Origin of the sequence: Pinisolibacter aquiterrae, assembly GCF_019160155.1 — a bacterium.
In the GTDB taxonomy this organism is placed as follows: domain Bacteria; phylum Pseudomonadota; class Alphaproteobacteria; order Rhizobiales; family Ancalomicrobiaceae; genus Pinisolibacter; species Pinisolibacter aquiterrae.
The window spans coordinates 449,867-463,616 of the sequence record NZ_JAFNIH010000019.1; the positions used below are offsets into that span (position 1 = coordinate 449,867).

The 13,750-nt window shown below is 68.4% G+C and carries 8 protein-coding genes, 1 tRNA gene and 1 pseudogene; 5 read left to right on the forward strand and 5 right to left on the reverse strand.

Translation table 11 applies throughout. The features are described from left to right. Nucleotides 1-75: 75 nt before the first annotated feature. On the reverse strand, nucleotides 76-4,803 hold the full coding sequence (gltB, locus tag J3S89_RS06380; protein ID WP_217926631.1) for a glutamate synthase large subunit: 4,728 nt from the start codon (nucleotides 4,801-4,803) through the stop codon (nucleotides 76-78). Between the two features lie 505 nt (nucleotides 4,804-5,308). Between gltB and J3S89_RS06385 the strand changes: the two genes are divergently transcribed. Next, nucleotides 5,309-6,358, forward strand: a complete 1,050-nt coding sequence (locus J3S89_RS06385) for a threonine aldolase family protein (RefSeq protein ID WP_217926632.1) — start codon at nucleotides 5,309-5,311, stop codon at nucleotides 6,356-6,358. Between the two features lie 3 nt (nucleotides 6,359-6,361). Here J3S89_RS06385 and J3S89_RS06390 read toward each other — a convergent pair whose 3' ends face one another. Then, a complete protein-coding gene (locus tag J3S89_RS06390; protein WP_217926633.1) occupies nucleotides 6,362-6,649 on the reverse strand; it encodes a Dabb family protein in 288 nt (95 codons plus the stop codon). A gap of 258 nt (nucleotides 6,650-6,907) precedes the next feature. After that, nucleotides 6,908-7,402, reverse strand: coding sequence for an Hsp20 family protein (locus J3S89_RS06395; RefSeq protein ID WP_217926634.1), 495 nt, complete (start codon nucleotides 7,400-7,402; stop codon nucleotides 6,908-6,910). Nucleotides 7,403-7,732: 330 nt separating this feature from the next. On the opposite strand from J3S89_RS06395, the pseudogene J3S89_RS06400 reads away from it, so the two are divergent. Next, nucleotides 7,733-8,617: pseudogene (locus tag J3S89_RS06400) on the forward strand (alpha/beta fold hydrolase); the annotation flags it as partial. A 288-nt stretch (nucleotides 8,618-8,905) separates the two neighbouring features. Here J3S89_RS06400 and hisN read toward each other — a convergent pair. After that, nucleotides 8,906-9,706 (reverse strand): histidinol-phosphatase, encoded by an 801-nt coding sequence (gene hisN, locus J3S89_RS06405; RefSeq protein ID WP_217926635.1) that lies wholly within the window; start codon nucleotides 9,704-9,706, stop codon nucleotides 8,906-8,908. 321 nt (nucleotides 9,707-10,027) lie between these two features. Beyond that, on the reverse strand, nucleotides 10,028-10,918 hold the full coding sequence (locus tag J3S89_RS06410) for an N-formylglutamate amidohydrolase (RefSeq protein ID WP_230489029.1): 891 nt from the start codon (nucleotides 10,916-10,918) through the stop codon (nucleotides 10,028-10,030). A 222-nt stretch (nucleotides 10,919-11,140) separates the two neighbouring features. On the opposite strand from J3S89_RS06410, the gene cpdR reads away from it, so the two are divergent. The 3 genes from cpdR to J3S89_RS06425 all read left to right on the forward strand — a co-directional run bounded on the left by cpdR (nucleotide 11,141) and on the right by J3S89_RS06425 (nucleotide 13,551). After that, nucleotides 11,141-11,500, forward strand: coding sequence for a cell cycle two-component system response regulator CpdR (cpdR, locus tag J3S89_RS06415; protein ID WP_217926842.1), 360 nt, complete (start codon nucleotides 11,141-11,143; stop codon nucleotides 11,498-11,500). A 135-nt stretch (nucleotides 11,501-11,635) separates the two neighbouring features. After that, nucleotides 11,636-11,710: transfer RNA gene (locus tag J3S89_RS06420), tRNA-Val, on the forward strand. Nucleotides 11,711-12,327: 617 nt separating this feature from the next. Beyond that, nucleotides 12,328-13,551, forward strand: coding sequence for a porin (locus J3S89_RS06425; protein ID WP_217926636.1), 1,224 nt, complete (start codon nucleotides 12,328-12,330; stop codon nucleotides 13,549-13,551). Nucleotides 13,552-13,750 lie beyond the last annotated feature (199 nt).

Genomic DNA, 13,750 nt, shown 5'->3' on the forward strand with positions numbered 1-13,750 from the left:
GCTCGCCCCGCCCCTCTCGTCGACGAGGGGGCGGGCGACCTGCGGTCGATCAGGGTGAATGGCGCGATCCGAGGATCACTCCGCCGCCTGGCGCTGGGCCTGCATGGCCTCGAGCGCCTTCTTGTATTCGACCGGCATGACCTTCACGAACTTGGGCCGGAAGGTCTCCCAGTGCTCCAGGATCTCCTTGGCGCGGGCCGAGCCGGTCCAGTGGAGATGGCTGGAGATGAGCTGCCACAGCCGCTCGTCGTCGTGCCGCGTCATGTCGCCGGAGATGTCGACCCGACCCTTGAAGTCGAGATCGCCACCGTGATGGTGCAGCTCCTCGAGCAGGATGTCCTCTTCCGGCACCGGCTCGAGATCGACCATGGCGAGGTTGACGCGGCTCGAGAAGGCGCCGTCCTCGTCGAGCACATAGGCGACGCCGCCCGACATGCCCGCGCCGAAGTTGCGGCCGGTCGGACCGAGCACCACCACGACACCGCCGGTCATGTATTCGCAGCCGTGGTCGCCCACGCCCTCGACGACGGCGATGGCGCCGGAGTTGCGCACGGCGAAGCGTTCACCGGCGAGACCCCGGAAGTAGCACTCGCCCTCCACCGCGCCGTAGAGCACGGTGTTGCCGACGATGATCGAGCTCTCCGGCACGATCTTCGAGGCCGGGTTCGGCTTGACCACCAGACGGCCGCCCGAAAGACCCTTGCCGACGTAGTCGTTGCCGTCGCCGATCAGCTCCAGCGTGACGCCCCGCGCCGCCCAGGCACCGAACGACTGACCCGCCGTGCCGGTGAGGGTCACGTGGATCGTGTCTTCCGGCAGACCGGCATGGCCCCAACGCTTGGCGACCTCGCCCGAGAGCATCGCGCCGACCGAGCGATCGACGTTGATGACCTTGGTCTCGATGCGCACCGGGGTCTTGGCCTCGAGCGCCGGCATCGCCTCGGCGATCAGCTTGCGGTCGAGCACGGTATCGATCGGATGGTTCTGGACGGCGGTGTGGCGGATCTCCTCCGGCGCGGCCTTCGGCATGAAGAACAGCTTGGAGAAGTCGAGCCCCTTGGCCTTCCAGTGATCGATCGTCCCCTGCTTGTCGAGCAGGTCGGAGCGGCCGATCATCTCCTCGAACTTGGTGAAGCCCAGCTCCGCCATCATCCGACGCACTTCCTCGGCGACGAAGAAGAAGTAGTTGATGACGTGTTCGGGCGTGCCCTTGAAGCGCTTCCGGAGCACCGGATCCTGGGTGGCGATGCCGACGGGACAGGTGTTGAGATGACACTTGCGCATCATCAGACAGCCCGCCGCGATCAGCGGCGCCGTGGCGAAGCCGAATTCGTCCGCGCCCAGGAGAGCGCCGATGATCACGTCGCGGCCGGTCCGGAGACCGCCGTCGACCTGGAGCGCGACACGCGAGCGCAGCTTGTTCACCACCAGGGTCTGATGGGTCTCGGCGAGACCCATCTCCCAGGGCGAACCGGCATGCTTGATCGAGGTCAGCGGCGAGGCGCCGGTGCCACCCTCGAAGCCGGAGATGGTGATGTGGTCGGCGCGCGCCTTGGCGACGCCGGCGGCGACGGTGCCGACGCCGACCTCCGAGACGAGCTTGACCGAGACCTCGGCCGTCGGGTTGACGTTCTTCAGGTCGAAGATCAGCTGGGCCAGATCCTCGATCGAATAGATGTCGTGATGCGGCGGCGGCGAGATCAGGCCGACGCCCGGCGTGGCGTGACGCACCTTGGCGATGACCGCGTCGACCTTGTGGCCGGGCAACTGACCGCCCTCGCCGGGCTTGGCGCCCTGAGCGACCTTGATCTGCATCTGGTCGGAGTTGACCAGATATTCGGTGGTGACGCCGAAGCGGCCCGAGGCCACCTGCTTGATCGCCGAGCGCAGGCTGTCGCCGTTGGGAAGCCGCACGAAGCGATCCGCCTCCTCGCCGCCCTCACCCGTGTTGGAGCGGCCGCCGATGCGGTTCATCGCGATGGCGAGCGTGGTGTGGGCCTCGCGGCTGATCGAGCCGAAGGACATCGCGCCGGTGGCGAAGCGCCGGACGATCGCCGCCGCCGGCTCGACCTCGTCGAGAGCGACCGGGGTGCGGCCCATTTCGGCCGCGCTCTTGATGCGGAAGAGGCCACGGATGGTGGTCAGCTTCTCGCTCTGACGATCGATCGGATCGGCGAATTCGGCCTTGTAGCGCTCGAACGAATTGCCGCGCACCGCATGCTGGAGACCGGCGATGACATCGGGCGTCCACACGTGGGCCTCGCCGCGCAGGCGCATGCCGTATTCGCCGCCGACCTCGAGCGCATGGGCGAGCACCGGATCGGCGCCGAAGGCGCGGGCGTGACGCAGCACCGTCTCCTTCGCCACCTGATCCAGACCGATGCCCTCGATCTTGGTCGCGGTGCCGAAGAAATACTGCTTCACGAACTTCGATTCGAGACCGACCGCGTCGAAGATCTGCGCGCCGCAATAGGACTGATAGGTCGAGATGCCCATCTTGGACATGACCTTGAGCAGCCCCTTGCCGATCGACTTGATGTAGCGATAGACGATCTCGGTCTCGTCGACGTCGTCGGGGAACTGAGACTTCATCGCCAGCAGCGTGTCGAAGGCGAGATAGGGGTTGATCGCTTCGGCGCCGTAGCCGGCGAGGAGCGCGAAGTGATGGATCTCGCGCGGCTCGCCCGACTCGACGACCAGACCGGCGCGGGTCCGAAGGCCCTTGCGGATCAGGTGATGGTGCACGGCGGCGGTGGCGAGCAGCGCCGGAATGCCGATGCGCTCGCGCCCGACCATGCGGTCGGAGAGGACGATGATGTTGTAGACCTGCCCCGTCGCCGAGATCCGCACCGCGGCCTCCGCCTGGATGCAGATCGCCTCCAGCGCCGGGCGCATGCCCGAGGCGCCGTTGGCGGCCGGATAGGTGATGTCGATGGTGATCGACTTGAAGCCCGACCCCTCGATGTCGCCGATGGTGCGGATCTTCTCCAGATCCTCGTTGGTGAGGATCGGCTGACGCACCTCGAGCCGCTTCTGCGCCTCGGCGCCCTCGAGATCGAACAGGTTCGGCCGCGGCCCGATGAAGGAGACGAGGCTCATCACCAGTTCCTCGCGGATCGGATCGATCGGCGGGTTGGTGACCTGGGCGAAGTTCTGCTTGAAATAGGTGTAGAGCAGCTTCGACTTGTCCGACAGCGCCGAGATCGGCGTGTCGGTACCCATCGAGCCGATCGCCTCCTGGCCGGTGACGGCCATCGGCGGCATCAGGAGCTTGAGGTCTTCCTGAGTGTAGCCGAAGGCCTGCTGCAGATCGAGCAGGCTCTCGAGCGTCTTGGGCGCGCGCGCCGGCACCTCCGGCAGATCCTCGAGGACGAGCTGGGTCTCCTCGATCCATTGCGCATAGGGGTGCGCGGTGGAGATCGAGTGCTTGATCTCCTCGTCGGAGACGATGCGGCCGGCCTCGAGATCGATCAGCAGCATCTTGCCCGGCTGCAGGCGCAGCTTCTGGACGATCTTTTCCTCCGGCACCGGCAGCACGCCGGATTCCGAGGCGAGGATGACGCGGTCGTCGTCGGTGACGATGTAGCGGGCCGGACGCAGACCGTTGCGGTCGAGCGTCGCGCCGATCTGGCGGCCGTCGGTGAAGCACACCGCCGCCGGGCCGTCCCACGGCTCCATGATCGCGGCGTGATACTCGTAGAAGGCCTTGCGCTCGTCGTCCATCACCTTGTTGCCGGCCCAGGCCTCGGGGATGAGCGTCATCACCGCGTGCGGCAGCGAATAGCCGCCGCGCAGCAGGAACTCGAGCGCGTTGTCGAAACAGGCGGTGTCGGACTGGCCCTCGTAGGAGATCGGCCAGATCTTGCCGATCTCGTCGCCGAAGAGCTTCGAGGTGGTGGTCGCCTGACGGGCGTACATCCAGTTGACGTTGCCGCGCAGCGTGTTGATCTCGCCGTTGTGGGCGACCATCCGGTAGGGATGGGCGAGCTTCCACGACGGGAAGGTGTTGGTCGAGAAGCGCTGATGCACCAGCGCCAGCGCCGAGACGAAGCGCTCGTCGTGCAGGTCGAGATAATAGGCGCCGACCTGATAGCTCAGGAACATGCCCTTGTAGACGATGGTGCGGCTCGAGAAGCTGACCACGTAGAAGCTGTCGAGATCGCGCTTGGTGGCTCCGTTCCAGTCGGCCTCGTAGACGTCGCCGGAGAGGAGCTTGCGGGCGATGTAGATGCGCCGCTCGAAGGCTTCCGTGTCGACCTGGGTGCCGGCGCAGCCGACGAACACCTGGGCATGGACCGGCTCGGTCGCCTTGACGCCTTCGGAGAGCTTGGAATTGTCGACCGGAACGTCGCGCCAGCCGAGGATCGCCAGACCCTCCGCCTTGATCGAACGCTCGACGATGGCGACGGCGCGCTCGCGCTCGGCCTGATCGCGCGGCAGGAACAGCTGACCGATGGCGTAGTGGCCGGCCTCCGGCAGGGTGAAGCCGAGCTTCGCGCATTCCTCGGAGAAGAAGGCGTGCGGGATCTGCACCAGGATGCCGGCGCCGTCGCCCATCAGCGGATCGGCGCCGACCGCGCCGCGATGCTCGAGGTTCTCGAGCACGTAGAGCGCGTCCTTGACGATCCCGTGGGTCTTGCGCCCCTTGATGTCGGCGACGAAGCCGACGCCGCAGGCGTCGCGGGTCTCGGCCGGATCGAACATGCCTTGCGCGGGCGGCAGCGCGGTCGCCGTGGTCGCGACCTCGGTCGAGACGGCGTCGGCCGGGCGGCCCTGGAGTTCTTCCGACGAGATCCGTTCCATTGGGATCCATCCTCGCTTTGAGCGACGTCTCGCGACGTCGGCGACAAGGGTGGCCCGTCGACGCTCGCCCCCGCCGCCGACCGGCGGGAGAGGCGACCGGCGCGGGCCGGGTTTCGGGACGTCACCGCTCGCAAACCTCGGGCCGAGTCCGAAAATCGATCTCGAAGACCCTCGGAAACGAGCTGAGCCCCTGCCGAGAAAGAGTGAGAAGTGACTGAAAACAGCCGATTTTCTCGCCCCCTGGAGAGATAGGTCAACAACACTGTCCTATTTCTCACAGTCGGAAGATGGCAGAAAACCGGAGTCCTCGCAAGTCGACCCGCATGCGCGCCATGCCGCACCTCTCGCCACTCTGAGCAAATGCTGGGCAACCGCACACGATCGGCGCGAATTACGGTCACGCAGCGACACCTCGCGCGTCTTCCGCACGAGCGGCCCGCCCTCCGTCGCACGCCCCTTCCCCACGCCCTTGCTCCGCGGCCCGCGCGGTGCCAAGGTCGCCGCCATGATCTTCTCGTCCGACAATTGGGCCGGTGCCTCCGAGCCCGTCCTCGCCGCCCTCCTCGCCGCCGGTCGCTCGGGTGCCCGTCCCGCCTACGGCACCGACGACGCCACCCGCCGGCTCGAGGCGCGGATCTCCGAACTCTTCGAACGTGAGGTCGCGGTGCTGACGGTCGCCACCGGCACCGCCGCCAACGCGCTGTCGATCGCCGCCCTCGCCCCACCCTGGGGCGCGGTCGTCGCCCACGAGGAGGCACATCTGGCGGTCGACGAATGCGGCGCTCCGGAGTTCTTCGCCGGCACCCGCACGATCCGTCTTCCCGGCGCGCGCGGAAAGCTCGGCGCCGCCGATCTCGCCCGGCGCCTCGAAGAGATCCCGCGCGGGCTCCATCACGGCGAACTCTCGGTTCTGTCGCTGACCTCGCCCAACGAATACGGCCTCGTCTACCGGCCGGCCGAGACCGCCGCCCTCTGCGAGGTCGCCCGGGCGCATCGGCTCGCGGTGCACCTCGACGGTGCCCGTTTCGCCAATGCGATCGCCCGCCTCGGCTGCACCCCGGCGGAAGCCACCTGGAAGGCCGGCGTCGATCTGATGTCCTTCGGCGGCACCAAGGGCGGCTGCCTGATGGCCGAGGCGATCGTCGCCTTCGACCCCGCGCGCCGCGACACGATCGCTTATCTGCGCAAGCGCGCCGGCCAGCTCGTCTCCAAACATCGTCTGATCACCGCGCAGTTCGACGCCTGGCTCGACGGCGGCCATTGGCTCGCCCTCGCCACCCATGCCAACGCCATGGCCGATGCTCTCGCGGAAACGATCGCCGCCTCGCCGCGCGCCCGCCTCGCCTGGGCGCCGGAGGCCAACGAGGTCTTCGTCTTCATGGACGAGGCGACGGCCGAACGGCTGCGCGCCGCCGGGGCTCGTTTCTACGATTGGTCGGTGGCGGCGCTCGCGCCCGAGGATCGTCCCCGCGACGGCGAGAAACTGTGGCGCTTCGTCACCAGTTTCGCGACGACGTCCGAGGAGATCGCCGACCTCGCCCGCGCCCTCGCCTGAGGCTCAATCGAGCTCGAAGTCGGCGGCGATCCTGAGATCGCGCAAGGGCCGGACCCGGCGGATCGCGTCCTCGTAGATCGGATGCGCCTTGTAGGCGGCGAGCGCGGCCGCGTCGGCGAATTCGCCATAGACCACGAAGTCGACCTCGGTCGACCACGAATCGCCCTTCAGATTGGGCCGGATCTCCAGACGCAGGGCGTGCGGGTTGCTCTCCAGGAGCCTGAGCCCCGCCTCCACCGTGGCACGGTCGGCGGGATCGGCGACGGTGAAGAAGACGATGTGACGGATCACGGACCTATGTCTCTCTGAGGCCCGCCGCCGACCGAGGCCGGGCGCGAGGCCGAACATGTTCGCGGGGCGTACGTCTACCGCCTCGTGATCGCCCTGACAAACCGCCCGACGCACGCGGACCCCAAAAAAGGCGATGCCCCGCCGTCCCTGGGGGTGGACGACGGGGCACGCTCGAAAACCGACCGGGGGCGATCGGGGCTCTGGCGCCGAGCGGGCTCCTCGGGGGGACGGAGGAACCCGATCGGCGGGTCGCGGCCGTCAGGCGGCGGCGACCGTCGGCGTCGATTCGATCGACGGCGAGGCGGGGGAGGCCTCGATCGTGCCGCGCGAGGCGGCCTGGGTGATCGGAATGCGACGCGACTTCAGCGTCTCGGGGATCTCCCGGACGAGTTCGATGTGCAGCAGCCCGTTCTCGAGCCGCGCGCCCTGTACGATCATGTGATCGGCGAGCTGGAAGCGGCGTTCGAAGCTGCGCGCGGCGATGCCTCGATAGAGGAATTCGCCGGAGGCCTCCTGTTGGACCTTCTCGCCCTTCACCGAGAGAGCGTTCTCCTTGACCTCGATCGACAGCTCGCCCTCACCGAAGCCGGCCACGGCCATGGTGATGCGATAGGCGTCGTCGCCGGTCCGCTCGATGTTGTAGGGCGGATAACTCGGCTGCGAAGCTTCCGCGGCGCCGAGATTGTCCATCAGCGAGAAGAGACGGTCGAAACCGACCGTGGAACGATAGAGGGGAGAGAAATCGACACGCATGACATGTCCTCCTTGAAGTCGAGCGACATCGGTGAGAAATTCGCCGTCTTCCCCGCGCGCGGCCCGGAGGCGCGAACGCCTCGTTGGTGGCACCGCCGAAGGGGGCGATTTCTTCATGGACCCTTGCGGCGTCCATGTCGAAGATCTGGGAAGGCGGACGAGAGCTTTCAAGGGCCGTCGTCACGAATTTCTCGCCGCCACGAATCGCGCGTTTCCGCCGGCTTCGCGCGCCGGCTCGGTTGTGGGACGCCCGCCCCCGCGCTATGTCCGAGGCATCGACGCCGCCACCCGCGACCGCCCCTCGCGCGGGCCGCCAAGGAGTGACACGAGATGCCGGCCCTCGCGCGCCTCTTCGATCTCCCCGACAATCCGGTGCCGCCCGGCGCCCGCGTCGGAACGATCGCCGCGGCCGACGGCGTCGCCCTGCGCTGGGCGACCTTCCCGCCGCTTGCGCCGACCGCGCGCGGCACCGTGCTGATCCTCCAGGGCCGCGCCGAATTCATCGAGCGCTGGTTCGAGACCGTGCGCGATCTCCAGGTGCGCGGCTTCGCCGTCGCCGCCTTCGACTGGCGCGGCCAGGGCGGCTCGGAACGCCTGGCCAAGCACCCGCGCATGGGCCATGTCCGCCATTTCGGAACCTATGATTTCGATCTCGACGTGATCCTGCGCGAGGTGGTCGCCGATCTGCCGGCGCCCCTCTTCCTCCTCGCCCATTCCACCGGCGCCCTCGTCGCCGTCGCCAACGCCGCCCGCCTCTCCGGCGCCGTCCGCCGCGTGGTGGCCGTCGCGCCCTTCCTCGGCCTCGGCGACTTCGGCGTGCCCGAAGCCGGCGCCCGCCGCCTCTCCCGCTTCCTGCGCGGCCTCGGCATGGGACGAAGCTTCGTGCCCGGCGGCGGCGCCACCTCGATGCTGACGACACCCTTCGCCGTCAATCGCCTGACCTCCGACCCCGCTCGTCACGCCCGCGGCGCGACGCTCGCCTGGGACTGTCCGCAAGTCGTCATCGGCTCGCCGTCGATCGGCTGGCTCGCCGGCGCCTTCGACACGATGGACGAGGTCTTCCGCCCCGACGCCCTCGATCGCTGGCGCCTGCCGACGCTCGTCTTCGCCTGCGGCGCCGATCGGGTGGTCTCCAACGACGCGATCGAGCGTTTCGTCGTCGCCACCCGCTCCACCGAGCTGGTGACGGTGCCGGGCGCCCGCCACGAACTGTTGCAGGAACGCGATCGCTACCGCGAGCAGTTCTGGGCCGCCTTCGACGCCTTCGTGCCCGGCGGCGATCCCCTCGCCCCGCCCGCGCCGACGCCCGTGCAGGAGCCGACCGTCGTCCCGGCGCCGGCGTTCGAACCCGAGGCACAGGCGGAGACGGAAGCGGAGACCCCGCCCGCGACGCCGCTCGCCGCCGAGCCGGCACTCGAAACCGCCGACGAGCCGAAGCCTGTCGCCGAACCCGCGCCCGTCGTCGAACCGGAAATCGAACCCGAGACCGCCGCGCCCGAAGCCTCAGTCGCCGAGGGCGAGGAGGCGCAGCACGGCGTCGTGGATGCGGGCGTCGCCAGAGGCGACGACGCGCCCGCCCTCGGCGGCGCTGCCGCCGGTCCAGGAGGTGACGGCGCCGCCGGCCCCCTCGACGACCGGGATCAGCGCGACGATGTCGTAGGGCTGGAGCCCGGACTCGATCACCACGTCGACGAAGCCGGCGGCGACCATGCAATAGGCGTAACAGTCGACCCCGTAACGCGCCAGCCGAACTCGTGATTCCACCCGGTCGTAGGCCGTCCGCTCCTCGCCCTCGAAGAGATGCGGCGAGGTGGTGAAGAGCACCGCGTCTTCGAGGCCCCCGCAGGTCCGCGTCGTCAGAGCCCGATCGCCGTCCGGCCCACGATACCACGCCCGCCGCCCGTCGCCGACGTAGCGCTCGCCGGTGAAGGGTTGCGCCATCATGCCGAGGGTCGGCGTGCCGCCGCGCGTCAGGCCGATCAGTGTCCCCCACACCGGCAGACCCGAGATGAAGGCGCGCGTCCCGTCGATCGGGTCGAGCACCCAGACGTGCTCGGCGTCGAGTCGCTCGGAGCCGTATTCCTCGCCGAGAATGCCATGGTCGGGATGATGGGCGCCGATCAGCGTCCGCATCGCCGCCTCCGCCGCCCGGTCCGCCACCGTCACCGGATCGAAGGCGGCCCCGCCCAACTTGTTCTCCACCGCCAACCGCGATCGGAAATGCGGCAGGATCGCCGCCCCGGCCGCATCGGCGAGCCGATCGAGAAAGGCGACGAGGTCCTCGGAGGGGCGGAGTTCGGTCATGACGGGCGATCCTCGGCGGTGGCTGGGTCGCCCCAAGCCATGCGTCGAGCGCCGCCGCAATGCAAGCCCGACCGCACGGCGCCGACGTCGCATCGGCGGCCGGTCGAGAATCTGAACCAAAGTCGAATAAAATGGGCGTCCTGCCCCTTGACTTTATTGCAGCGCAATATAATATTTATTGCATCGCGGTCGGTCGCCTCGCGACGGATCGTGTGCCCTTCTCGGGCGTTTCCTCCCTGATACCACTTTCGGGCCGCCGCTCTCAGCGCGCGGCCCGTTTTTTTTGCTGCGACGCAACCGGGGCATCGGCGTGCGCCGGCCTCACTCCGCCGCCAGCGTGTCGCGATCGAAGATCGCCCCCCATCCGCTCGCCAAATCACCGAAGATGCGCGCCAGATCCCGCTCCAGCCGGGTGAAGCCGGCGGTCTTGGTCAGTCGCGCCTCGTTCATGTAGAGCGCCCGCGACATCTCGATCTGCAGGGCGTGGATCCCCTCCGCCGGCCGTCCGAAATATTCGGTGATGTGACCGCCCGCATAGGGCTTGTTGCGCGCCACCCGATAGCCCGCGCCCCGGAACAGCGCCGAGACCACGTCGGTGAGGCGCGGATCGCAGCTTGTGCCGTTGCGGTCGCCGAGGATCACCTCGGCGCGCGGGTCGCCGATCGCCGGCCGGGCGATCGAGGGCATCGAATGGCAGTCGATCAGGACGGCGAGGCCGAACCGATCGCGGATCCGCTCGAGCGTCCGCCCGAGCGTGTCGTGATAGGGCCGATGCAACGCCTCGATTCGGGCGAGCCCCTCCTCGATCGGGATCGGCCCGCCATAGATCTCGTCGCGCTCGGAGACGATGCGCGGGATCGTGCCGAGCCCGCCGATCACCCGAGGCGAATGAGTGTTGGCGCCGCGCGGCAACGCCCCCGTGAACATCTTGGGGTCGAGTTCGAGCGCCTCGCGATTGACGTCGAGATAGGCGCGCGGGAAATGCGCCCGCATCAGCACCAGTCCGTGATCGACCGCCCCGGCGCACAATTCGTCGACGAAGGCGTCCTCCGACCGGCGGATCGCGGTGGCGTCGAGCCGGGTCGCGCGCAGGAACGCGTCCGGATAGGCCGAGCCGCTGTGCGGCGAATCGATCAGGAACGGCGCCCGGATCCGCTCCGGCAGAACCAGTTCGAACGGCGGGTGTTCGACGAAGTCACGAATGATCTTCACGCCCCCGCCTCCTCGTCCGGTCTCGCGCCGTGGCGCCCGCGCGCGAGCCCATCCGAACAATTTGCCTTTCCGCCGCGATCCTGTCCACAATGGCGCGCCGGAGACGCGGACCGCGCCGTCTCGATCGGAGCGACCCGGCCCGATTTCACCGGATGTTTACCGCGATCGTTCCAAATGTCGGAACGAAGTTCACCGAGAGTTGGAAGATACGACATGGACCCGATGGCGCGCATCATTCTCGCCGAGGACGACAACGACATGCGCCGGTTTCTGGCCAAGGCGTTGGTCAACGCCGGTTATGACGTGGTGTCCTACGACAACGGCCGCAGCGCCTACGAACGCCTGCGCGAGGAGCCCTTCACCCTCCTCCTGACCGACATCGTGATGCCCGAGATGGACGGCATCGAACTGGCCCGCCGCGCGACCCAGCTCGACCCCGACCTCAAGGTGATGTTCATCACCGGCTTCGCCGCCGTCGCGCTCAACCCCGACAGCCAGGCCCCCAAGGACGCCAAGGTCCTGTCGAAGCCCTTCCACCTGCGCGATCTCGTCCGCGAAGTCGAGAAGCTGCTCGCCGCCTGAGCGGCGCGACGCGGGCCTCGCCCGGTCGCGGTGAGAACTTTCCACAGGGCACGGGTCTCGGCACTTGCGGGACCGATCAAACCTCGTTATAGACCCCCTCGCCGCTCGATCCCGATGAGCGGCGCCGGTGGTTCCGGGCGTGTAGCTCAGCGGGAGAGCACTACGTTGACATCGTAGGGGTCACAGGTTCGATCCCTGTCACGCCCACCACCACCTCCTCGATCCCGGATCGAAGCCCTTTCAAGAAGTCGAGATCGTCGCCACGCCGCCATTGCCGCGTCGACGTCCGCTCGTTCCTCCTCGCGCCGAATCTCCCGCCGGCCGTCGTTCAACCGGACGCTGCTCCGCCACGCGGCGGCCGCGTCGTCATTACTTCCCAGTACGCTCGGCCCGGACCGCCCGCAGGCCTCACGGGCCGTGACGCCGGTCCGGCCCGCCGCCTCGGCGCGCGTCTCGACGACGATTTTCGCGATCGTGCGGCCGGTTTTGCCCGGGGCCCGCGCCACACCGCGATGCTCCAACCCTCATCGTCCCCCGCCGCTTGCCCTTCCGATCCACCGTTTTTCCCCCTCCCGACACCCTCCGACGGAGGAAATTCGCGTCCTCACGCAACGACACCCTTTGCTCTTGACATCATCGTCCCCTCGAGGTGATTTAGAACTGCGTTCTATTTTAATGTTTCCGAGCGAGCGCACGGCAGAAACAAAACGTCGGGACGCCGAGTCGGCAACCGCCCTCGGTCGCATGCGATCGAACGGCGGAAAGAGGGAGAGGGGAGACGACCGTCGCGAGACGGCGGCGTCTCGTCGACGTCCGAAAAGGGGGGAATGATGAAATACGTGTCAGCACTGGCGGCAGCGGCCGTTCTCACAGGGACGGGCGCCGTGTCGGCCGCCGATCTCGCCCGCAAGGCGCCCGCCGCGGCCGAATACGTGAAGGTCTGCGACGCCTACGGTGCCGGTTACTTCTACATCCCCGGCACCGAGACCTGCCTGCGGATCGGCGGCTTCGTCCGTGCCGAGTTCCGCGCCCTGACGCAGAGCCGCGAGAACATCGCGCTGCCCGCCGTCTACGGCTGGAGCCCGCGCAATCAGCGCGCGATCGCCACCCGCGCCCGCGTCAATCTCACCATCGACGCCCGCACCAACACCGAAATGGGCCTGCTGCGCTCCTTCGTCGACATCTGGATCACTCAGAACACTGCCCAGGCCACCACCGAGACCTCGCTGCGCAAGGCCTTCGTGCAGTTCGGCGGCCTGACCGCCGGCCGCGCCCAGTCGTTCTTCGACTTCTTCACCGCCGGCATCGGCGTCACCGATTCCTTCCAGCTCGCCTCGGCCGCCTTCTCGGAAGTGAACCTGATCGCCTACACCTTCGGCTTCGGCAACGGCATCTCCGCCTCGCTGTCGCTCGAGGACGCCGGCACCTCCAACGAGCCCGCCTCCAGCCTGACCGCCGGCTTCCGCCGCATGAGCGGCCCCTACGGCGGCGTCAAGACCCCGGATCTCGTCGCCAACGTCGCGATCAAGCAGGCCTGGGGCTCGGCCCAGATCATGGGCGTCCTGCACGACGACAACGGCAATGCCGCCGTCAACGAGAGCAAGCTCGGCTACGCCGTCGGCGGTGGCGTCAAGGTGCTGGTGCCGATGCTCGGCGCGGGCGACATCGTCGGCCTGCAGGCGGCCTGGGGCAAGGGCGCGCTCGGCTACGTCGCCGCCGGCGTGTGGACCGCCAACACCCCCTTCCAGGACTTCGAGTTCACCGGCGGCCAGCTGCTGCAGTCGACCGCCTGGTCGGTCGCCGGCGGCTACAACCACAATTGGACGAAGACCCTGTCCTCGTCGATCGGCGGCTCCTACCTGCGCTACGACGCGCCGGCCGGCTCGGCCTTCGCCGACTTCGATCAGATCGACCTCCAGGGCTCGATGCGCTGGAAGCCGGTCGCCGACCTGTCCTTCACCGCCGCTCTCGAATATCGCCGCATCGATCGCGCCGTCCTTCCGGACGGCGACGGTCTGGTCGCCTTCTTCCGCGTCCAGCGCGATTTCTGAGCGCGTCTCCCAGCGAAGCGCCTCGAGCTCGGCGGGCCCTCCCGCCGAGCTCTTCTCTTTCGCCCGCCACCCCACCGCCCACACCGGAGGACGCGGGCCCGCTCCGGCGGCGAGCCATCGCCCGCGCCCGCGCGCCGACCTCGCCTTCGCCGTCGCGCACCTGCGCCACGGGCCATCGTCGGTGTTGACAAGACCGGAT